The sequence below is a fragment of the Pseudomonas sp. P7758 genome, from assembly GCF_013386485.1.
In the GTDB taxonomy this organism is placed as follows: Bacteria; Pseudomonadota; Gammaproteobacteria; order Pseudomonadales; family Pseudomonadaceae; genus Aquipseudomonas.
On record NZ_JACARS010000023.1, the window covers coordinates 48,680 to 69,815 of the forward strand.

A 21,136-nucleotide genomic window follows, 5' to 3' on the forward strand; every position below is an offset into this window, starting at 1 on the left:
TTGGCGATGCAATACAATCTCACCAGGATCGACCCGGATGCTCCTAACGAGCAGTACCCAATCGGCGAACGGGAAACCGTTTCCGACCCGTTAGAAGACCAAGTCCACAAAAACATCTACATGGGCAAGCTGGAAGACGTGCTGAGTGGCGCGGTCAACTGGGGACGTAAGAACTCCCTGTGGCCGTACAACTTCGGTCTGTCCTGCTGCTACGTGGAAATGACCACCGCCTTCACGGCGCCCCACGACATCGCGCGCTTTGGCGCCGAAGTTATCCGGGCATCGCCGCGTCAGGCGGATTTTATGGTTATCGCCGGTACCTGCTTTATCAAGATGGCGCCGATCATTCAGCGTCTCTACGAGCAAATGCTCGAGCCAAAGTGGGTTATCTCCATGGGTTCGTGCGCCAACTCCGGTGGCATGTACGACATCTACTCCGTGGTTCAGGGGGTGGACAAGTTCCTGCCCGTGGACGTCTACGTGCCTGGCTGCCCGCCCCGCCCTGAAGCATTTCTGCAAGGCTTGATGCTGTTGCAGGAATCGATTGGCAAGGAGCGTCGCCCACTTTCCTGGGTTGTCGGAGATCAAGGCGTATACCGCGCCGAGATGCCGTCACAAAAGGAACAGCGCCGCGAACAGCGTATTCAGGTAACCAACCTGCGCAGCCCCGACGAAGTCTGATCCAGAACCGCTTCTTTTATAGAACGAAAACCTGGCTTCATTCTTTACGTTGACCGAAAGCGATAAAAAACCATGACTACAGGCAGTGCTCTGTACATCCCGCCTTATAAGGCAGACGACCAGGATGTGGTCGTCGAACTCAACAACCGTTTTGGCCCTGACGCCTTCACCGCCCAGGCCACACGCACCGGCATGCCGGTGCTGTGGGTGGCGCGTGCCAGGCTCGTCGAAGTCCTGAGCTTCCTGCGCAACCTGCCCAAGCCGTACGTCATGCTCTATGACCTGCATGGCGTGGACGAGCGCCTGCGCACCAAGCGCCAGGGGCTGCCGAGCGGCGCCGACTTCACCGTGTTCTACCACTTGATGTCGCTGGAACGTAACAGCGACGTGATGATCAAGGTGGCCCTCTCCGAGAGCGACCTGAGCGTTCCGACCGTGACCGGTATCTGGCCCAACGCCAACTGGTACGAGCGTGAAGTGTGGGACATGTTCGGCATCGATTTCCCGGGCCACCCGCACCTGTCGCGCATCATGATGCCGCCGACCTGGGAAGGTCACCCGCTGCGCAAGGACTTCCCTGCCCGCGCCACCGAATTCGATCCATTCAGCCTGACCCTCGCCAAGCAACAGCTTGAAGAAGAGGCTGCGCGCTTCCGTCCGGAAGACTGGGGCATGAAGCGCTCCGGCACCAACGAGGACTACATGTTCCTCAACCTGGGCCCGAACCACCCTTCGGCTCACGGTGCCTTCCGCATCATCCTGCAACTGGACGGCGAAGAAATCGTCGACTGCGTACCGGACATCGGCTACCACCACCGTGGTGCCGAGAAGATGGCCGAGCGTCAGTCGTGGCACAGCTTCATCCCGTACACCGACCGTATCGACTACCTCGGCGGCGTGATGAACAACCTGCCGTACGTGCTCTCGGTCGAGAAGCTGGCCGGCATCAAGGTGCCGGACAAGGTCGACACCATCCGCATCATGATGGCCGAGTTCTTCCGGATCACCAGCCACCTGCTGTTCCTGGGTACCTATATCCAGGACGTCGGCGCCATGACCCCGGTGTTCTTCACCTTCACCGACCGTCAGCGTGCGTACAAGGTCATCGAAGCCATCACCGGTTTCCGCCTGCACCCGGCCTGGTACCGCATCGGCGGCGTCGCCCACGACCTGCCGCGTGGCTGGGAACGCCTGGTCAAGGAATTCATCGACTGGATGCCCAAGCGTCTGGACGAATACCAGAAAGCCGCCCTGGACAACAGCATCCTCAAGGGCCGGACCATCGGCGTCGCCCAGTACAACACCAAAGAGGCCCTGGAATGGGGCGTCACCGGTGCTGGCCTGCGTTCCACCGGTTGCGATTTCGACCTGCGTAAAGCACGCCCGTACTCCGGCTACCAGAACTTCGAATTCGAAGTGCCGCTGGCGGCCAACGGCGATGCCTACGACCGCTGCATCGTGCGCGTCGAAGAAATGCGCCAGAGCCTGAAGATCATCGAACAGTGCATGCGCAACATGCCGGAAGGCCCGTACAAGGCGGATCACCCGCTGACCACGCCGCCGCCGAAAGAGCGCACGCTGCAACACATCGAAACCCTGATCACGCACTTCCTGCAGGTTTCGTGGGGCCCGGTAATGCCGGCCAACGAATCCTTCCAGATGATCGAAGCGACCAAGGGTATCAACAGTTATTACCTGACGAGCGATGGCGGCACCATGAGCTACCGCACCCGGATTCGTACGCCAAGCTTCCCGCACCTGCAGCAGATCCCTTCGGTGATCAAAGGTGAAATGGTCGCGGACTTGATTGCGTACCTGGGTAGTATCGATTTCGTTATGGCCGACGTGGACCGCTAAGCATGAATAGCACGCTTATCCAGACAGACCGTTTCACCTTGAGTGAAACCGAGCGCTCGGCCATCGAGCACGAGCTGCATCACTACGAAGACCCGCGCGCGGCGTCGATCGAAGCCTTGAAGATCGTCCAGAAGGAACGTGGCTGGGTGCCGGACGGCGCCCTCTACGCCATCGGCGAGATCCTCGGCATCCCCGCCAGCGACGTTGAAGGCGTGGCGACGTTCTACAGCCAGATCTTCCGCCAGCCGGTCGGCCGCCACATCATTCGCGTGTGCGACAGCATGGTCTGCTACATCGGTGGCCACGAGTCCGTGGTCAGCGAGATCCAGAGCAAGCTGGGCATCGGCCTGGGCCAAACCACTCCGGACGGGCGCTTCACGCTACTGCCGGTGTGCTGCCTGGGCAACTGTGACAAGGCGCCGGCGTTGATGATCGACGACGACACATTCGGCGACGTGCAGCCTGCTGGCGTCACCCAATTGCTCGAGGGCTACCCATGACCCTGACTTCCTTCGGCCCTGCCAACCGCATCAAGCGGTCGGCCGAGACTCACCCGCTGACCTGGCGCCTGCGTGACGACGGCGAGCCTGTATGGCTTGACGAGTACCAGGCCAAGAACGGTTACGCGGCCGCGCGCAAAGCCTTTGCCGACATGGCCCAGGACGACATCGTCCAGACCGTGAAAGACGCAGGCCTTAAGGGCCGTGGCGGTGCAGGCTTCCCCACGGGTGTCAAGTGGGGCCTGATGCCCAAAGACGAATCCATCAACATCCGCTACCTGCTGTGCAACGCGGATGAAATGGAGCCGAACACCTGGAAAGACCGCATGCTGATGGAGCAACTGCCCCATCTGCTGATCGAAGGCATGCTGATCAGTGCCCGCGCGTTGAAAACCTACCGTGGCTACATCTTCCTGCGTGGCGAATACACCACCGCCGCCAAGCACCTGAACCGTGCCGTGGAAGAAGCCAAGGCCGCTGGCCTGCTGGGCAAGAACATCCTTGGTTCGGGTTTCGACTTCGAACTGTTCGTGCACACCGGCGCCGGGCGTTATATCTGCGGTGAAGAAACCGCACTGATCAACTCCCTCGAAGGCCGCCGCGCCAACCCGCGTTCCAAGCCGCCCTTCCCTGCCGCCGTGGGCGTGTGGGGCAAGCCGACCTGCGTGAACAACGTTGAAACCCTGTGCAACGTGCCGGCAATCATCGGCGACGGCGTGGAGTGGTACAAATCGTTGGCCCGCGAAGGCAGCGAAGACATGGGCACCAAGCTCATGGGCTTCTCCGGCAAGGTCAAGAACCCGGGCCTGTGGGAACTGCCCTTCGGCGTGACCGCACGCGAGCTGTTCGAGGACTACGCCGGCGGCATGCGCGATGGCTACACCCTCAAGGCCTGGCAGCCAGGTGGCGCCGGTACCGGTTTCCTGCTGCCTGAGCACCTCGACGCACAAATGTACGCTGGCGGCATCGGCAAGGTGGGCACCCGTATGGGTACCGGCCTGGCCATGGCCGTGGACAACACCGTGAACATGGTGTCGTTGCTGCGCAACATGGAGCAGTTCTTCTCCCGTGAATCCTGTGGCTTCTGCACCCCGTGCCGCGACGGTTTGCCGTGGAGCGTCAAGCTGCTGATGGCCCTGGAAAACGGCGAAGGCCGCGAGGGCGACATCGAGACCCTGCTGGGTCTGGTCGGTTTCCTCGGCCCAGGCAAGACCTTCTGTGCTCACGCACCGGGCGCCGTGGAGCCATTGGGCAGCGCGATCAAATACTTCCGCTCGGAGTTCGAAGCCGGCATCGCGCCTACCAGCGCCGCCGTCCCGCCTCTGGCAAGGCCGATCGTAGTCGGCGCGTAACGCTTAAAAAGGCGAAGGGTCCGTGCCCTTCGCTTTCTCATGTGCTGACGCCTTCAAGGCTGTGTTGATGCACATGAATAACAAGATTCCATTAGCCACGCCCGCTGACACCGGGCCAACGAAGAACTTTGAACCATGGCCACTATCCACGTAGACGGCAAAGAGCTCGAAGTCGATGGGGCAGACAACCTGTTACAGGCGTGTCTGTCGCTAGGCCTCGACATTCCATATTTCTGCTGGCACCCCGCCCTTGGCAGCGTTGGCGCTTGCCGCCAGTGCGCGGTCAAGCAGTACACCGACGAGAACGACACCCGTGGTCGTATCGTCATGTCCTGCATGACCCCTGCCACCGACGGCAGCTGGATCTCCATCGAAGACGAAGAAGCGAAAGTGTTTCGCGCCAGCGTCGTCGAATGGCTGATGACCAACCACCCGCACGACTGCCCTGTGTGCGAGGAAGGCGGCCACTGCCACCTGCAAGACATGACCGTGATGACCGGCCACAACGAGCGCCGGTATCGCTTCACCAAGCGTACTCACCAGAACCAGCAACTGGGCCCGTTCATCTCCCACGAGATGAACCGCTGCATCGCTTGCTACCGCTGCGTGCGCTTCTATAAGGACTACGCCGGCGGCACCGACCTCGGTGTGTTCGGCGCCCACGACAACGTGTACTTCGGTCGCGTTGAAGACGGCACCCTCGAAAGTGAATTCTCCGGCAACCTCACCGAGGTCTGCCCGACCGGTGTGTTCACCGACAAGACTCACTCCGAGCGCTACAACCGCAAGTGGGACATGCAGTTCTCGCCGAGCATCTGCCATGGCTGCTCCAGCGGTTGCAACATCTCCCCGGGTGAGCGCTACGGCGAACTGCGTCGGATCGAAAACCGCTTCAACGGTTCGGTCAACCAGTACTTCCTGTGCGACCGTGGCCGTTTCGGCTACGGCTACGTCAACCGCGAAGACCGCCCGCGTCAGCCACTGCTGGCCGACGGCGCCAAGCTGAGCCTCGACGAAGCACTGGATAAAGCCGCTGACCTGCTGCGCGGTCGCAACATCGTCGGTATCGGTTCGCCCCGCGCCAGCCTCGAAAGCAACTACGCGTTGCGCGAACTGGTGGGTGCCGAGCACTTCTACTCGGGTATCGAAGCCGGTGAACTGGAGCGCATCCGCCTCGTGCTGCAAGTCTTGAACGACAGCCCGCTGCCGGTTCCGAACATGCGCGACATCGAAGACCATGACGCGATCTTCGTCCTCGGTGAAGACCTGACCCAGACCGCTGCCCGTGTCGCCCTGTCCCTGCGCCAGTCGGTAAAAGGCAAGGCCGAAGACATGGCCGACGCCATGCGCGTCCAGCCATGGCTCGACGCTGCGGTGAAAAACATCGGCCAGCACGCGCTGAACCCGCTGTTTATCGCCAGCCTGACCGCCACCAAGCTCGACGACATCGCAGAAGAATGCGTACACGCCGCGCCTGACGACCTGGCCCGCATCGGTTTCGCCGTGGCCCACGCCCTCGACGCCAGCGCGCCTGCCGTAGAAGGCCTGGACGCTGAAGCCGCTGAACTGGCCAAGCGCATCGCCGATGCCCTGCTGGCCGCCAAGCGTCCATTGATCATCGCCGGCACCTCGCTGGGTTCCAAGGCGCTGATCGAAGCCGCGGCCAACATCGCCAAAGCCTTGAAGCTGCGCGAGAAGAACGGTTCCATCAGCCTGATCGTGCCAGAGGCCAACAGCCTCGGCCTGGCCATGCTCGGTGGCGAGTCCCTGGACGCCGCCCTGCAAGCCGTGACCGACGGCAGCGCCGATGCGATCGTGGTACTGGAAAACGACCTGTACACCCGCACTGATTCGGCCAAGGTCGACGCAGCGCTGAACGCGGCCAAAGTGGTGATCGTTGCCGACCACCAGAAAACCGCCACCAGCGACCGTGCCCACCTGGTACTGCCCGCCGCCAGCTTTGCTGAAGGCGACGGTACCCTGGTCAGCCAGGAAGGCCGCGCCCAGCGCTTCTTCCAGGTGTTCGATCCGAAGTACATGGACGCCAGCATCCTGGTTCACGAAGGCTGGCGCTGGCTGCATGCCCTGCGCGCCACCCTGCTGAACCAGCCGATCGACTGGACCCAGCTCGACCACGTGACCGCTGCCGCCGCTGCCGCTGCACCGCAACTGGCACGCATCGTCGACGCTGCACCGTCCGCCGCGTTCCGCATCAAGGGCATGAAACTCGCCCGTGAACCGTTGCGTTACTCCGGCCGTACCGCCATGCGGGCTGACATCAGCGTGCATGAGCCACGTACACCGCAAGACAACGACACCGCGTTTGCCTTCTCCATGGAAGGTTACTCGGGTTCTGTCGAGCCACGTCAGCAGGTGCCTTTCGCCTGGTCGCCGGGCTGGAACTCGCCGCAGGCCTGGAACAAGTTCCAGGACGAAGTCGGTGGCCACATTCGTGCCGGCGACCCGGGCACCCGCCTGATCGAAAGCACCGGTGACTCGCTGAACTGGTTCGCCAGCGTTCCGCGTCCGTTCAACCCGGCCCAGGGTACGTGGCAGGTTGTGCCGTTCTTCCACCTGTTCGGCAGCGAAGAGACTTCTTCCAAAGCCGCGCCGGTACAAGAGCGCATTCCAGCCGCCTACGTGTCCGTAGCCAAGTCCGAAGCCGACCGCCTGGGCGTCAACGACGGTGCCCTGCTCAGCGTGGACGTCGCCGGCAAGACCCTGCGTCTGCCGCTGCGCATCGACGAAGAGTTGGGTGCTGGCCTGGTTGCATTGCCAAAAGGCCTCGCAGGGATTCCTCCGGCGATCTTCGGCCTTACCGTTGACGGTCTGCAGGAGGCAGCTCAATGACCTGGTTCACCCCTGAAGTGATCGACGTGATCATCGCGGTGGTCAAGGCCATCGTGATCCTGTTGGCCGTGGTCGTGGCGGGCGCCCTGCTCAGCTTCGTCGAACGTCGCCTGCTGGGCTGGTGGCAGGACCGTTACGGTCCGAACCGCGTTGGCCCGTTTGGTATGTTCCAGATCGCCGCCGACATGCTGAAAATGTTCTTCAAGGAAGACTGGACCCCGCCGTTTGCCGACAAGGTGATCTTCACCCTGGCACCGGTCGTGGCCATGAGCGCCTTGCTGATTGCCTTCGCAATCATCCCGATCACCCCGACCTGGGGCGTGGCGGACCTGAACATCGGCTTGCTGTTCTTCTTCGCCATGGCCGGCTTGTCGGTCTACGCGGTGCTGTTCGCCGGTTGGTCGAGCAACAACAAGTTCGCCCTGCTGGGCAGCTTGCGGGCCTCGGCCCAGACCGTGTCCTACGAAGTGTTCATGGGCCTCGCGCTGATGGGCATCGTGGTGCAGGTGGGCTCGTTCAACATGCGCGACATCGTCGAGTACCAGGCGCAGAACCTGTGGTTCATCATTCCGCAGTTCTTCGGCTTCTGTACGTTCTTCATCGCTGGCGTCGCCGTGACTCACCGTCACCCGTTCGACCAGCCGGAAGCGGAACAGGAACTGGCCGACGGTTACCACATTGAATACGCCGGCATGAAATGGGGCATGTTCTTCGTTGGTGAATACATCGGCATCATCTTGATCTCGGCCCTGCTGGTCACGCTGTTCTTCGGCGGCTGGCACGGTCCGTTCGGCATCCTGCCGCAGCTGGCGTTCTTCTGGTTCTTCCTGAAGACCGCGTTCTTCATCATGCTGTTCATCCTGCTGCGCGCTTCCATCCCGCGTCCACGGTATGACCAGGTGATGGATTTCAGCTGGCGATTCTGCCTGCCGCTGACCCTGATCAATTTGCTGGTGACTGCTGCCGTTGTGTTGTTGAACACGCCAGCGGGCGCGGTTCAGTGAGGATTTGACCCATGTTCAAATATATTGGCGACATCGTTAAGGGTACCGGTACCCAGTTGCGAAGCCTGGTGATGGTGTTCGGTCACGGCTTTCGCAAACGCGACACCCTGCAATACCCGGAAGAAGCGGTGTACCTGCCGCCGCGTTATCGCGGCCGCATTGTCCTGACCCGCGACCCCGACGGCGAAGAGCGCTGCGTGGCCTGCAACCTGTGCGCCGTGGCGTGCCCGGTGGGTTGCATCTCGCTGCAGAAAGCTGAAACCGAAGACGGTCGCTGGTACCCGGACTTCTTCCGCATCAACTTCTCGCGCTGCATTTTCTGCGGCCTCTGCGAGGAAGCTTGCCCGACCACCGCGATCCAGCTGACACCGGATTTCGAGATGGCCGAGTTCAAACGTCAGGACCTGGTGTACGAGAAAGAAGATCTGCTGATCTCTGGTCCCGGTAAAAACCCTGATTACAACTTCTATCGTGTTGCAGGTATGGCCGTTGCCGGTAAGCCGAAAGGCGCCGCACAAAACGAAGCCGAGCCGATCAACGTGAAGAGCTTGCTGCCTTAAGGAAGAAAGATGGAATTCGCTTTCTATTTCGCATCGGGTATTGCAGTGGTGTCCACGCTTCGCGTGATCACCAACACTAACCCTGTGCACGCCCTGCTCTACCTGATCATTTCGCTGATCGCCGTGGCCATGACCTTCTTCAGCCTCGGCGCACCGTTCGCCGGTGTACTGGAAGTGATCGCCTACGCCGGCGCCATCATGGTGCTGTTCGTGTTTGTGGTGATGATGCTCAACCTGGGGCCGGCGTCTGTCGCCCAGGAACGCGTCTGGCTCAAGCCCGGCATCTGGCTCGGCCCGGTGATCCTCGCAGCCCTGCTGCTGGGTGAACTGCTGTATGTGCTGTTCGCTCACCAGAGCGGCCAGGCCATCGGCCACACCACCGTAGACGCGAAAGCCGTGGGCATCAGCCTGTTCGGCCCGTACCTGCTGGTGGTCGAACTGGCTTCGATGCTGCTGCTCGCTGCAGCCATCACCGCCTTCCACTTGGGCCGCAACGAAGCCAAGGAGCAATGACGATGCCTGCTATCCCTTTGGAGCATGGTCTGGCGGTCGCCGGCATCCTGTTCTGCCTTGGCCTGGTCGGCCTGATGGTTCGCCGCAACATTCTGTTCGTGTTGATGAGCCTGGAAATCATGATGAACGCCGCGGCACTCGCGTTCATCGTGGCCGGTAGCCGTTGGGGCCAGCCGGATGGACAAGTGATGTTCATCCTGGTGATCAGCCTGGCAGCCGCCGAGGCCAGTATTGGCCTGGCGATCCTGCTGCAACTGTATCGTCGCTTCCACACGCTTGATATCGACGCTGCCAGTGAGATGCGCGGATGAACATGATCTTTCTGACTTTCGTATTTCCCCTGATCGGTTTCCTGCTGCTGTCGTTCTCCCGTGGACGCTGGTCGGAAAACCTCTCGGCCCTGGTCGGCGTGGGTTCCATTGGCCTGTCGGCAATTGTCGCCGCCTACGTCATCTGGCAATTCAACGTCGCACCGCCTGAAGGCGGTCACTACACCCTGGTGTTGTGGCAGTGGATGTCGGTGGAGGGCTTCAAGCCCAACTTCGCCCTCTACGTCGACGGCCTGTCGATCACCATGCTCGGCGTGGTGGTGGGTGTGGGCTTCCTGATCCACCTGTTCGCGTCCTGGTACATGCGCGGTGAAGCCGGTTACTCGCGCTTCTTCGCCTACACCAACCTGTTTATCGCCAGCATGCTGTTCCTGGTGCTGGGCGATAACCTGTTGTTCCTGTACTTCGGCTGGGAAGGCGTGGGCCTGTGCTCGTACCTGTTGATCGGTTTCTACTACAGCAACCGCAACAACGGTAACGCCGCACTCAAAGCCTTTATCGTGACCCGGATCGGTGACGTGTTCATGGCCATCGGCCTGTTCATCCTGTTCCAACAGGTGGGCACGCTGAACATCCAGGAACTGCTGGTGCTGGCACCGCAGAAATTCCAGGTCGGCGACTTCTGGATCACCCTGGCGACCCTGATGCTGCTGGGTGGCGCTGTCGGTAAATCCGCGCAACTGCCGCTGCAAACCTGGCTGGCGGATGCGATGGCCGGTCCTACCCCGGTTTCGGCACTGATCCACGCCGCGACCATGGTAACCGCCGGTGTCTACCTGATTGCCCGTACCCACGGCCTGTTCACCCTGGCACCGGAGATTCTGCATCTGGTGGGCCTGGTGGGTGGCGTGACCCTGGTACTGGCAGGTTTTGCTGCCCTGGTTCAGACCGACATCAAGCGTATCCTCGCCTACTCGACCATGAGCCAGATCGGCTACATGTTCCTGGCCCTGGGCGTTGGCGCCTGGGACGGCGCGATCTTCCACCTGATGACCCACGCCTTCTTCAAGGCCCTGCTGTTCCTTGCTTCCGGTGCGGTGATCGTTGCCTGCCACCACGAGCAGAACATCTTCAAGATGGGCGGCCTGTGGAAGAAACTGCCGTTGGCCTACGCCAGCTTCATCGTCGGCGGCGCGGCCTTGTCGGCCCTGCCACTGGTGACCGCAGGTTTCTACTCGAAAGACGAAATCCTCTGGGAAGCCTTTGCCAGCGGTAACCACGGCCTGCTGTACGCCGGCCTGGTAGGTGCGTTCATGACCTCGCTGTACACCTTCCGCCTGATCTTCATCACGTTCCACGGTGAAGCCAAGACTGAAGCCCACGCAGGCCATGGCATTTCCCACTGGCTGCCACTGTCGGTGCTGATCATCCTGTCGACCTTCGTCGGCGCCATGATCACCCCGCCACTGGCCGGTGTTTTGCCGGAAAGCGCCGGCCATGCCGGTGGTGCAGCCAAGCACAGCCTGGAAATTGCCTCGGGCGCCATCGCCATCGCGGGTATCCTGCTGGCGGCCCTGCTGTTCCTCGGCAAGCGCCGCTTCGTCACCGCCATCGCCAACAGTGGCATTGGCCGCTTCCTTTCGGCCTGGTGGTTCGCTGCCTGGGGCTTCGACTGGATCTACGACAAACTGTTCGTCAAGCCGTACCTTGCGATCAGCCACGTGCTGCGCAAAGACCCGCTCGACCAGACCATCGGTTTGATCCCGCGTGCCGCCAAGGCCGGTCACACCGCCCTGAGCCGCAGCGAGACCGGCCAATTGCGCTGGTATGCAGCTTCCATGGCGGCCGGTGCCGTCCTGGTAATCGGCGCCATCATCGTGGTCGCGGTCTGACTATGCACATTGCGAACTTTGCGAACTTGCGAAAGGAAACGAGCCCGTCATGATTCTGCCCTGGCTAATCCTGATCCCCTTTATCGGCGGCCTGCTCTGCTGGATGGGTGAACGCTTCGGCGCCACCCTCCCCCGCTGGATTGCGTTGCTGACCATGTCCCTGGAACTCGCGCTCGGCCTCTGGCTGTGGGCCCACGGTGACTATTCATTTGCTCCGGCACCGGGTGTCGATCCCACCTTCGCGCTTGAATTCAAGCACGTGTGGATCCAGCGCTTCGGCATCAACGTGCACCTGGCCCTCGACGGCCTGTCGCTGTTGATGATCCTGCTGACCGGCCTGCTGGGTATCCTCTCGGTACTCTGCTCCTGGAAAGAGATCCAGCGTCACGTGGGCTTCTTCCACCTGAACCTGATGTGGATCCTGGGCGGCGTTGTCGGCGTGTTCCTCGCCCTCGACCTGTTCATGTTCTTCTTCTTCTGGGAAATGATGCTGGTGCCGATGTACTTCCTCATCGCGCTCTGGGGTCACAGTTCTTCGGACGGCAAGAAAACCCGGATCTACGCGGCGACCAAGTTCTTCATCTTCACCCAGGCTTCCGGCCTGATCATGTTGGTGGCGATCCTGGGCCTGGTACTGGTCAACTTCAACAGCACGGGCGTGATCACGTTCAACTACGCCGACCTGTTGAAAACCAAGATGTCCCTGACCACCGAGTACATCCTGATGCTGGGCTTCTTCATCGCGTTCGCGGTGAAGCTGCCGGTGGTGCCGTTCCACTCCTGGTTGCCTGACGCTCACGCCCAGGCGCCGACTGCAGGTTCCGTCGACCTGGCCGGTATCCTGTTGAAGACGGCGGCCTACGGCCTGCTGCGTTTCGCCCTGCCGCTGTTCCCGAATGCCTCGGCCGAGTTCGCGCCGATCGCCATGACCCTCGGTCTGATCGGGATCTTCTACGGTGCGTTCCTGGCCTTCGCCCAAACCGACATCAAGCGTCTGATTGCCTTCTCGTCCGTTTCCCACATGGGCTTCGTACTGATCGGCATCTACTCCGGCAGCCAACTGGCGCTGCAAGGCGCCGTGATCCAGATGCTGGCTCACGGTGTGTCGGCAGCGGCACTGTTTATCCTCAGCGGCCAACTGTACGAGCGCCTGCACACTCGTGACATGCGCGAGATGGGTGGCGTGTGGTCACGTATCGCCTACCTGCCGGCCATCAGCCTGTTCTTCGCCGCCGCATCCCTGGGCTTGCCAGGTACCGGTAACTTCATCGGCGAGTTCCTGATCCTGATGGGTGCCTTCGTGCATACGCCGTGGGTCAGTGCGATCGCTACGTCTGGCCTGGTGTTCGGTTCGGTCTACTCGCTGATCATGATCCACCGCGCATACTTCGGTCCGGCCAAGTCCGACACCGTGTTGCACGGCATGGACGGTCGCGAACTGATCATGGTGCTCGGCCTTGCGGTACTGCTGGTGTTTATCGGCGTGTACCCGCAACCGTTCCTGGATACTTCTGCCGCAACGATGCATGGCGTGCAGCAGTGGTTCGGCACCGCCTTCTCTCAACTCGCTTCGGCCCGGTAAGAGCGCTATGGAATTCACGATCCAACACTTTATCGCGCTTGCGCCGCTGCTGATCACCAGCCTCACCATCGTGGTGGTGATGCTGGCGATCGCCTGGCGCCGCAATCACTCGCAAACGTTCCTGCTGTCCTGTGCGGGCTTGAACCTGGCCCTGCTGTCGATTATCCCGGCACTCAAGGTCGCGCCACTGGCCGTGACCCCGCTGATGATGGTCGATGACTTCGCGCTGCTGTATATCGCGTTGATCCTGGTTGCTACCCTGGCCTGCGTCACGCTTGCCCACGCCTACCTCGGCGAAGGCGGCACCGGCTACCCGGGCAACCGCGAAGAGCTGTACCTGCTGATCCTGCTGGCTGCGGCCGGTGGTATCGTGCTGGTCAGCGCGCAGCACCTGGCCGGCTTGTTCATCGGCCTGGAACTGCTGTCGATCCCGGTCTACGGCCTGGTAGCGTATGCCTTCTTCAACAAGCGCTCCCTGGAAGCTGGCATCAAGTACATGGTGCTGTCGGCTGCCGGTTCGGCATTCCTGTTGTTCGGTATGGCCCTGCTCTACGCAGAAGCCGGCAGCCTGAGCTTCAGCGGTATCGGTCACGCCCTGGCAGCCTCCGGCAGCCCAGCGCCAATCGCCCAACTGGGCCTGGCCATGATGCTGATCGGCCTGGCGTTCAAGCTGTCGCTGGTGCCGTTCCACCTGTGGACCCCGGACGTGTACGAAGGCGCCCCGGCGCCGGTGGCTGCTTTCCTGGCTACCGCGTCGAAAGTCGCCGTGTTTGCCGTGATGGTGCGTCTATTCCAGATCTCCCCTGCGGCCAACACCGGTGTACTCAGCAACGTGCTGACCATCATCGCCATCGCTTCGATCCTGTTCGGCAACCTGCTGGCGCTGACCCAGAACAACCTCAAGCGTCTGCTGGGTTATTCGTCCATCGCGCACTTCGGTTACCTGCTGATCGCCCTGGTGGCGAGCAAGGGCCTGGCGATGGAAGCCATCGGCGTGTACCTGGTCACCTACGTGATCACAAGCCTGGGTGCATTCGGTGTGATCACGCTGATGTCCTCGCCTTACAAAGGCCGCGACGCCGACGCCCTGTACGAATACCGCGGCCTGTTCTGGCGCCGTCCGTACCTGACCGCCGTACTGACCGTGATGATGCTGTCCCTGGCGGGTATCCCGCTGACTGCGGGCTTCATCGGCAAGTTCTACATCGTGGCCACCGGTGTTGAAGCGCACGAATGGTGGTTGGTTGCGTCCCTGGTACTGGGCAGCGCCATCGGCGTTTTCTACTACCTGCGCGTGATGGTGACCTTGTACCTGATCGAGCCAAACCTGCGCCGTGTGGACGCCGAGTTGCACTGGGAACAGAAAGCAGGCGGCGTGATGCTGCTGGCAATCGCCCTGCTGGCGTTCTTCCTGGGTGTGTACCCACAACCGTTGCTCACCCTGGTGCAGCATGCGGTGATGGCGGGTTGATCGCTTAGTTAAACGCAGCAAGCAAAACGGCGCCTTCGGGCGCCGTTTTGCGTTTCTGGCGTATTAATTTGTTGTCTGACACACAAAGGGAATTTTCCTCGTCGAGATGCCTCCCCTTCCGGCATCACCCTGCCTGGGTCGCTCGTATCGTGGTTGCGTTTTAGGAAACATCCCACAGCAGGGTCACTTGACCCACCGCAGATGGGCCACCAAACTATACGCAGGCTACGTACAGAACATGGATGCTCTATTTATCGAATTGCCAGCCTTTGAGCGGCACCGCAGGGATTATCTGAGTGATGAGTTATTTCACGGCTTTCAACAAGAGTTGATGAGAAACCCGCAAGCGGGCAACGTGATAGAGGGAACCGGCGGGTTACGCAAGGTGCGCTTTGTCGACGAGCGACGCAACAAGGGCAAACGGGGTGGCCTGCGAGTCATCTATTACTGGTGGTCAGGCGGTACGCAGTTCTGGCTGTTCACCCTTTATGGCAAACACGAACAGGACGACCTGAGCGCTCAACACAAAACGGCGCTCAAACACCTGCTGGACAGGGAAATCAAAGCGAGAAAATCTTATGAAACGTGACATCTTTTCCGAACTGGTCGAAGGCTTCGACGCGCTGGCAGATGAACGAGAAGGCAAGGTAACGCTGCGCAGCCACAAGGTGCAGTTGAGCAAGCTGGCACCGCTCACTGCCGACGAAGTAGTCGCTGTGCGTCAACAACTCAATCTGTCGCGCTCGGTGTTTGCGATGTACCTGCGCACCAACACCCGGACCCTGGAAAATTGGGAGCAAGGCCGGGCCACACCCAATGCTCAGGCGGCAACCTTGATTCGGCTGGTGTCGAAGTTTCCGGAGACGGTGGAACGTTTGGCGCTGTTGACCTGATCGATCAATCCAGCCAAGCCCGTCGGCAACGGGACGTTGCCGATGGCTCAAGCCTGCAATCAAATCCTGAACTGCCCCACCAACTGACCCAACCGCTGCCCCAGGTCCGCCAGGCTGCGGGAGGTCTGGGCACCCTGTTGGGTTTCATCGGCCACACTGTCAACCGCCACCGCGATCTGATGCACGCTGCGGTTGATCTCTTCGGCCACGGCGGTTTGTTCTTCCGCCGCGCTGGCGATCTGCGCGTTCATCGAGTTGATGGTGCCGATCAGCTGCGCCATGGTGTCCAGGGATGCTCCGGCTTCGTTGGCCTGGGCCGATGTGCCGTCACCGGCGTCACTGGAACGGCGCATGGACTCCACGGCGGCTTCGGTGCCTTTTTGCAGGCGGTCGATCATGCCCTGGATCTCCTGGGTGCTTTGCTGGGTGCGGCTGGCCAACGCCCGTACTTCGTCGGCGACCACGGCAAAACCACGACCGGCCTCCCCTGCCCGCGCGGCTTCAATGGCGGCGTTGAGGGCGAGCAAGTTGGTCTGTTCGGCAATCGAGCGGATCACGCCAAGCACGCTGACAATCGACGACACATCCTGCTGCAAGCTGTCCAGGGACACGCCGCTGCTGCGGATGTCGTTCACCAGCGCGTGAATCTGCGCGATGCTGCCATCCACGACTTTTTTCGCGGCCTGGCCTTCGGCGTCGGTTTGCTGCGCAGCGACGGCTGCGCCTTGGGCACTGCGCGCCACTTCATGGGCCGCGGAGGACATTTCGTTGATCGCGGTAGCCACTTGGTCGGTCTCGTGACGCTGGCGCTCCATGGCCTTTTCCGAGCGGTTGGCTTGCTCGGCGACCTGGCTCACCAGGCCGGTAAGCTGGGAGGTCATCTCGGTGATCTGGCGTACCAGGCTGTGGATCTTGTCGACAAAGCGGTTGAAAGAGCCTGCCAGTTCGCCAAGCTCGTCCTGGCTGGTGATGGCCAGGCGGCGGGTCAGGTCACCCTCACCGGCGGCGATGTCGTCGAGGTTGATCTTCATCAGGTGCAACGGCCGCAGGATGGTATTGGCCACCAGCATGCCCACGGCGGCAATCACCAACAGCACCACCACGGCAATGCCGATGATGCTCAGCAGCACACCTTCCATGCGTTTCTCCACCTTGGCCTGAACCTCGGCAACCTGGGCGTCGATGCCGTCCAGGTTCACCGAGGTACCGATCACCATGTCCCACTTGGGCAAGTATTCGGTGTAGCCAAGCTTGGGCACCAGCTCGGTCTGGCCGGGCTGCGTCGAGCTGTATTGCAGGTAGTGGGTGCCGTCCTTGCCGACTTTCACCAGGTCGCGGTTGACGTAGACGCCGTTCGGGTCGCGGTTGTCCTTGAAGCTTTTGCCGACGCCGTCCGGGCTGTTGCCCTTGAACAGGCGAATGGTCTCGGAGTCGTAGCCGAAGAAATAACCGTCCTTGCCATAGCTGATGTTGGACAGCAGCTTGACCACTTGCGTCCGTGCGGCCGTATCGCCTTGGGCGGCAGCGTCGTAAAGCGGCTTGATGGTGGTCATCGCCACCTCGACGTAGCCGCGCAAGGTGGTCTTGGCGTCGTTGAGCAGGTTCTGACGGGTTTCTTCGACCTCGTTGCGGGCCTGCTCCCGAAGGATCCACACCGTGGTCAGGCTGATGATCACGGCAAACAACAACACGGGCAGGACAGCAAGGGACAGTACTTTGGCCTTTAGACTCAGACGCATGGCTCTTCTCTCTTGAGGGACAACTCAAGAGGTTAACGGCTAGTTACAATAAATCTGTAGGACAATCCCGTCAGAGCGTCATCGCGGCAAACCAGCCAAACGCCAGCAGCGGAATGTTGTAGTGCAGGAAGGTCGGCACCACGGTGTCCCAGATATGGTGGTGCTGGCCATCGATGTTCAAACCGGAAGTCGGGCCCAGGGTGGAGTCCGACGCAGGCGAGCCGGCATCACCCAATGCCCCGGCCGTGCCGACGATGCACACGATCGCCAGCGGGCTGAAGCCCAGCTGCACGCACAGCGGCACAAAGATCGCCGCCAGGATCGGCACCGTGGAAAACGACGAGCCGATGCCCATGGTCACCAGCAAGCCCACCAGCAGCATCAGCAGCGCGCCCACACCGCGGCTATGGCCGATAAACGCCGCGGAGGCTTGCACGAGTGTCTGCACTTCACCGGTGGCCTTGAGCACTTCGGCAAAGCCTGACGAGGCGATCATGATGAAGCCGATCATCGCCATCATCTTCATGCCTTCGGTGAACAGGTCATCGGTGTCGCGCCAGCGCACGATGCCCGACACCGAAAAGATCAGGAAACCGGCCAGGGCGCCAATGATCATCGAGTCCAGCCACAGCTGGATAATGAACGCCGCCGCAATGGCCAGGCCGGCCACCAGCAGGGTCAGCGGGTTGTAGTGCACCGCCACCTGCTCGACTCGCTCGATCTTCTCCAGGTCGTACACACGCTTCTTGCGGTAGCTGACAAACACCGCCACCAGCAAACCGACCACCATGCCCAGCGCCGGTAGGCCCATGGCATGGGTGACATTGACCTGGCTGATGTCGACACCGCTCTTGGCCACGTTGGCCAGCAGGATCTGATTCAGGAAGATGTTGCCGAAGCCCACCGGCAGGAACATGTAGGGCGTGATCAGGCCGAAGGTCATGACGCAGGCGATGAGACGGCGGTCCAGCTGCAGTTTGGTCAGCACATATAAAAGCGGCGGTACCAGCAGCGGGATAAACGCGATGTGGATCGGCAGGATGTTCTGCGAGGCGATGGCCACCACCCAGAGCAGACCGATCAGCAGCCATTTGACGTGACTGCCGCCCGTGGCTTCCTGCCGATCCACCAGCAGCAGGGCTTTATCGGCCAGCGCATGAGCCAGGCCGGATTTGGCAATCGCCACGGCGAACGCGCCGAGCAGCGCGTAGGACAACGCCACCGTCGCACCGCCACCCAGGCCGCTGTTGAACGCCTTGAGCGTCGCGTCGATACCCAGGCCGCCGGTCAGGCCACCCACCAGGGCGCCGACAATGATCGCGATCACCACATGCACGCGGGACAAGCTGAGCACCAGCATGGTGCCGACCGCGGCGATTACTGCATTAATCATCGTTACCTCAAGACAGAAAACATGAAAAAAGCACGCACCTGCCCGGGCTGCTGTCGGGAACGGCTGCCGCAAACCAGGTTTTAAGGGAGTTTTATTAGAGGGCGCGCACTTTGCAGCACCCGGCCTGCCTTGTCAAAAAAGTGGGGAGAAGGTTTGTCAGTGGTTAGGGGATTTGTCTGTGGCGAGGGGCTTGTCCTGTGGCGAGGGGGCTTGTCCCCCGTTGGAGTGCGCAGCGCTCCCGCTTTTTTTGGGGCCGCTAAGCGGCCCAACGGGGGACAAGCCCCCTCGCCACACAAACAGGTTTAAATTGATCGTTTGAATAAAGAAAATTTCCGAGCCGCCGATACAGGCAGATCGTCTCTGTCGTATCGAAAGTTAAGGAAGGCTCCATGTCGCTCAGACAGCTGTCCATTCAATGGAAAATTACCCTGCTGGCCGGTCTTTGCCTGCTGGGCATCGTGACCTTGCTGGTAGGTCTCTCGCTGTACCGCATGGCGCAGAGCTCCGACCTGGTCAAGGCTTCCAGTATGGAAATGCTCGACGAAGCCGCCCAGGCGCGCATCGAAGCCCAGGGTGAGGTCCAGGCCTTGGGCATTCGCCAGCAGTTCATGGACGCCTATCAATACGGCCACGGTTTTTCCCGGCAGGTGTTGTTCCTGCGCGAACAGGCCGAGAAACGCTTCCTGGATGCCTTCGACCTGCGCGAAGACCTGACCCGGCAGGTCAAGGCCGCGCTGCAGGCCAACCCTGACCTGCTGGGCCTGTCCCTGGTATTCGAGGCCAACGCACTGGATGGCAAGGACGAACTGTTCGCCAACCAGCAAGAGCTGGGCAGCAACGACAAGGGCCGCTTTGCGCTGTACTGGTCCCAGCCGACTGCGGGCAAGCTGACTTCAATGTCGCTGCCCGAAAGCGACATGTCCGACACCAGCGTCGGACCCAGCGGCGAAAAAGCCAACGCCTGGTTCACCTGCCCGCGCACCACACTCAAGCCCTGCGTGATCGAGCCGTACTTCTATGTGATCGATGGGCAAAAGGTGCTGATGACCAGCATCGTCTTCCCGCTGATGGTCAACGGCAAAGTCATCGCCTCGCTGTCGGTGGACATCAACCTCAACAGCCTGCAAGCCGTCAGCCAGGGCGCCAGCCAGAAACTCTATGACGGCCAGACCAGCGTCAGCATCATCAGCCCGGTGGGCCTGCTGGCCGGCTACAGTCCGGACGCCGGCAAACTCAGCCAGCGCCTGGATGCCGTCGACACCGCCAACGGCGCGCAATTGATCAGTTCGCTTTCCACCAGCACCCAGACCCGCAGCGTGCGCACCGACCACCAACTCAAGGTGCTCGCGCCGTTCCAGCCGATCCCCGATGGCAAGCCGTGGGGCGTGTTGCTGGATGTTCCGGAAAAAGTCCTGGTGGCTCCGGCTGAAGCCCTGAAGTCCAAACTGGACGCCGATAACGCCAAGGGCACTCTGCTGGAACTGAGCCTGGGCCTGCTGGCAGCAATCGTCGGCCTGTTGCTGGTGTGGCTGATGGCCCGCAGCGTGACCCGGCCGATCCTCGGTGTGGCGCGCATGCTGGAAGACATTGCCAGTGGCGAAGGTGACCTGACCCGCCGCCTGGCCTACGACAAACACGACGAACTCGGCGAATTGGCCGGCTGGTTCAACCGCTTCCTCGACAAGCTGCAGCCGATCATTGCCCAGGTCAAACGCTCAGTGCAGGACGCCCGTGGCACCGCCGACCAGTCGGCCGCCATCGCCACTGAAACCAGTGCCGGCATGGAGCAGCAATACCGTCAGGTCGACCAGGTGGCCACCGCCTCCCACGAGATGAGCGCCACCGCCCAGGACGTCGCCCGCAGTGCAGCGCAAGCCGCCCAGGCGGCCCGCGATGCCGATCAGGCGACGCGTGAAGGTTTGACCGTGATCGACCGCACCACCACCAGCATCGGCCACCTGGCGGCGGATATGAGCACCGCGATGACCCAGGTTGAAGGACTGGCGGCCAACAGCGAGAAGATCGGTTCGGTACTGGAAGTGATTCGTGCAATCGCCGAGCAGACCAACCTGCTGGCACTGAACGCCGCTATCGAGGCCGCCCGTGCGGGTGAAGCCGGTCGCGGTTTTGCGGTGGTCGCCGATGAAGTGCGCAACCTGGCGCGACGTACCCAGGAGTCGGTGGAGGAAACCCGCCTGGTGATCGAGCAACTGCAAAGCGGTACCCAGGAAGTGGTCGGTTCCATGAGCAACAGCCATCGCCAGGCCCAGGGCAGCGTCGAACAAGTGGGCCAGGCCGTGACCGCCTTGCGCCAGATCGGCGATGCGGTAACGGTAATCAGCGACATGAACCTGCAGATCGCCAGCGCCGCCGAAGAGCAAAGTGCGGTGGCCGAGGAGATCAACAGCAACGTGGCGACGATTCGGGATGTGACGGAGTCGTTGTCCGAACAGGCGAATGAATCGGCGCGGGTCAGCCAGGCGTTGAACAGCCTGGCGAATCAGCAGCAGGGCCTGATGGATCAGTTCAGGGTTTGATGAGTTGCGGGATACTCCGGCAATCAGCCCGAGTATCCCGTAG

17 protein-coding genes and 2 pseudogenes are annotated in these 21,136 nt (G+C 61.4%); 16 read left to right on the forward strand and 3 right to left on the reverse strand.

All coding sequences use genetic code 11. From position 1 onward, the window contains the following. The first annotated feature begins 6 nt into the window (after window positions 1-6). The 14 genes from HX873_RS06265 to HX873_RS06330 all read left to right on the forward strand — a co-directional run bounded on the left by HX873_RS06265 (window position 7) and on the right by HX873_RS06330 (window position 15,424). The gene (locus HX873_RS06265) at window positions 7-681 is read left to right on the forward strand and encodes an NADH-quinone oxidoreductase subunit B family protein (RefSeq protein WP_003219572.1); all 675 of its coding nucleotides are present in this window, start codon (window positions 7-9) and stop codon (window positions 679-681) included. A gap of 72 nt (window positions 682-753) precedes the next feature. Further along, window positions 754-2,538 carry an NADH-quinone oxidoreductase subunit C/D gene (nuoC, locus tag HX873_RS06270; RefSeq protein WP_003219570.1) on the forward strand — a complete coding sequence of 595 codons (1,785 nt, stop codon included), beginning with the start codon at window positions 754-756 and terminating at the stop codon, window positions 2,536-2,538. Between the two features lie 2 nt (window positions 2,539-2,540). Then, window positions 2,541-3,038 (forward strand): NADH-quinone oxidoreductase subunit NuoE, encoded by a 498-nt coding sequence (nuoE, locus tag HX873_RS06275; protein WP_003219568.1) that lies wholly within the window; start codon window positions 2,541-2,543, stop codon window positions 3,036-3,038. Continuing rightward, on the forward strand, window positions 3,035-4,390 hold the full coding sequence (nuoF, locus tag HX873_RS06280; RefSeq protein WP_003219566.1) for an NADH-quinone oxidoreductase subunit NuoF: 1,356 nt from the start codon (window positions 3,035-3,037) through the stop codon (window positions 4,388-4,390). Before nuoE ends, nuoF begins: the two co-directional genes overlap by 4 nt. Before the next feature lie 135 nt (window positions 4,391-4,525). Further along, complete coding sequence (gene nuoG / locus HX873_RS06285) at window positions 4,526-7,240, forward strand: NADH-quinone oxidoreductase subunit NuoG (RefSeq protein WP_177122479.1); 2,715 nt, start codon at window positions 4,526-4,528, stop codon at window positions 7,238-7,240. Next, on the forward strand, window positions 7,237-8,244 hold the full coding sequence (nuoH, locus tag HX873_RS06290) for an NADH-quinone oxidoreductase subunit NuoH (RefSeq protein WP_003219563.1): 1,008 nt from the start codon (window positions 7,237-7,239) through the stop codon (window positions 8,242-8,244). The genes nuoG and nuoH overlap by 4 nt, the downstream gene beginning before the upstream one ends. Before the next feature lie 11 nt (window positions 8,245-8,255). Then, complete coding sequence (gene nuoI, locus HX873_RS06295; protein ID WP_003174725.1) at window positions 8,256-8,804, forward strand: NADH-quinone oxidoreductase subunit NuoI; 549 nt, start codon at window positions 8,256-8,258, stop codon at window positions 8,802-8,804. A gap of 9 nt (window positions 8,805-8,813) precedes the next feature. After that, window positions 8,814-9,317 carry an NADH-quinone oxidoreductase subunit J gene (nuoJ, locus tag HX873_RS06300; protein WP_003219561.1) on the forward strand — a complete coding sequence of 168 codons (504 nt, stop codon included), beginning with the start codon at window positions 8,814-8,816 and terminating at the stop codon, window positions 9,315-9,317. Between the two features lie 2 nt (window positions 9,318-9,319). Next, window positions 9,320-9,628 carry an NADH-quinone oxidoreductase subunit NuoK gene (nuoK, locus tag HX873_RS06305; protein WP_003219560.1) on the forward strand — a complete coding sequence of 103 codons (309 nt, stop codon included), beginning with the start codon at window positions 9,320-9,322 and terminating at the stop codon, window positions 9,626-9,628. Continuing rightward, complete coding sequence (gene nuoL / locus HX873_RS06310; protein ID WP_003219559.1) at window positions 9,625-11,478, forward strand: NADH-quinone oxidoreductase subunit L; 1,854 nt, start codon at window positions 9,625-9,627, stop codon at window positions 11,476-11,478. The genes nuoK and nuoL overlap by 4 nt, the downstream gene beginning before the upstream one ends. 49 nt (window positions 11,479-11,527) lie before the next feature. Further along, on the forward strand, window positions 11,528-13,060 hold the full coding sequence (gene nuoM, locus HX873_RS06315) for an NADH-quinone oxidoreductase subunit M (RefSeq protein ID WP_003219558.1): 1,533 nt from the start codon (window positions 11,528-11,530) through the stop codon (window positions 13,058-13,060). A gap of 7 nt (window positions 13,061-13,067) precedes the next feature. After that, window positions 13,068-14,531 (forward strand): NADH-quinone oxidoreductase subunit NuoN, encoded by a 1,464-nt coding sequence (gene nuoN, locus HX873_RS06320; protein ID WP_003219557.1) that lies wholly within the window; start codon window positions 13,068-13,070, stop codon window positions 14,529-14,531. A gap of 238 nt (window positions 14,532-14,769) precedes the next feature. Continuing rightward, window positions 14,770-15,120, forward strand: coding sequence for a toxin (locus tag HX873_RS06325; protein WP_032899042.1), 351 nt, complete (start codon window positions 14,770-14,772; stop codon window positions 15,118-15,120). Next, complete coding sequence (locus tag HX873_RS06330) at window positions 15,110-15,424, forward strand: DNA-binding transcriptional regulator (protein WP_003219555.1); 315 nt, start codon at window positions 15,110-15,112, stop codon at window positions 15,422-15,424. The genes HX873_RS06325 and HX873_RS06330 overlap by 11 nt, the downstream gene beginning before the upstream one ends. A gap of 59 nt (window positions 15,425-15,483) precedes the next feature. On the opposite strand, the gene HX873_RS32020 is transcribed toward HX873_RS06330, so the two are convergent. From HX873_RS32020 to HX873_RS06340, 3 genes and pseudogenes are all read right to left on the reverse strand, one after another. Further along, entirely contained in the window at window positions 15,484-16,305 is an 822-nt protein-coding gene (locus HX873_RS32020) for a methyl-accepting chemotaxis protein (protein WP_371132463.1), read from the reverse strand. Window positions 16,306-16,341: 36 nt separating this feature from the next. After that, window positions 16,342-17,163 (reverse strand): annotated as a pseudogene (locus HX873_RS32025) (cache domain-containing protein); the annotation flags it as partial. A 70-nt stretch (window positions 17,164-17,233) separates the two neighbouring features. Continuing rightward, a complete protein-coding gene (locus HX873_RS06340) occupies window positions 17,234-18,553 on the reverse strand; it encodes a Na+/H+ antiporter family protein (protein WP_161635727.1) in 1,320 nt (439 codons plus the stop codon). Between the two features lie 1,535 nt (window positions 18,554-20,088). On the opposite strand from HX873_RS06340, the pseudogene HX873_RS32030 reads away from it, so the two are divergent. Together HX873_RS32030 and HX873_RS32035 are read left to right on the forward strand one after the other, a co-directional pair. Beyond that, a pseudogene (locus HX873_RS32030) lies at window positions 20,089-20,235 on the forward strand (HAMP domain-containing protein); the annotation flags it as partial. A 102-nt stretch (window positions 20,236-20,337) separates the two neighbouring features. Further along, window positions 20,338-21,093 (forward strand): methyl-accepting chemotaxis protein, encoded by a 756-nt coding sequence (locus HX873_RS32035; protein ID WP_371318393.1) that lies wholly within the window; start codon window positions 20,338-20,340, stop codon window positions 21,091-21,093. Window positions 21,094-21,136 lie beyond the last annotated feature (43 nt).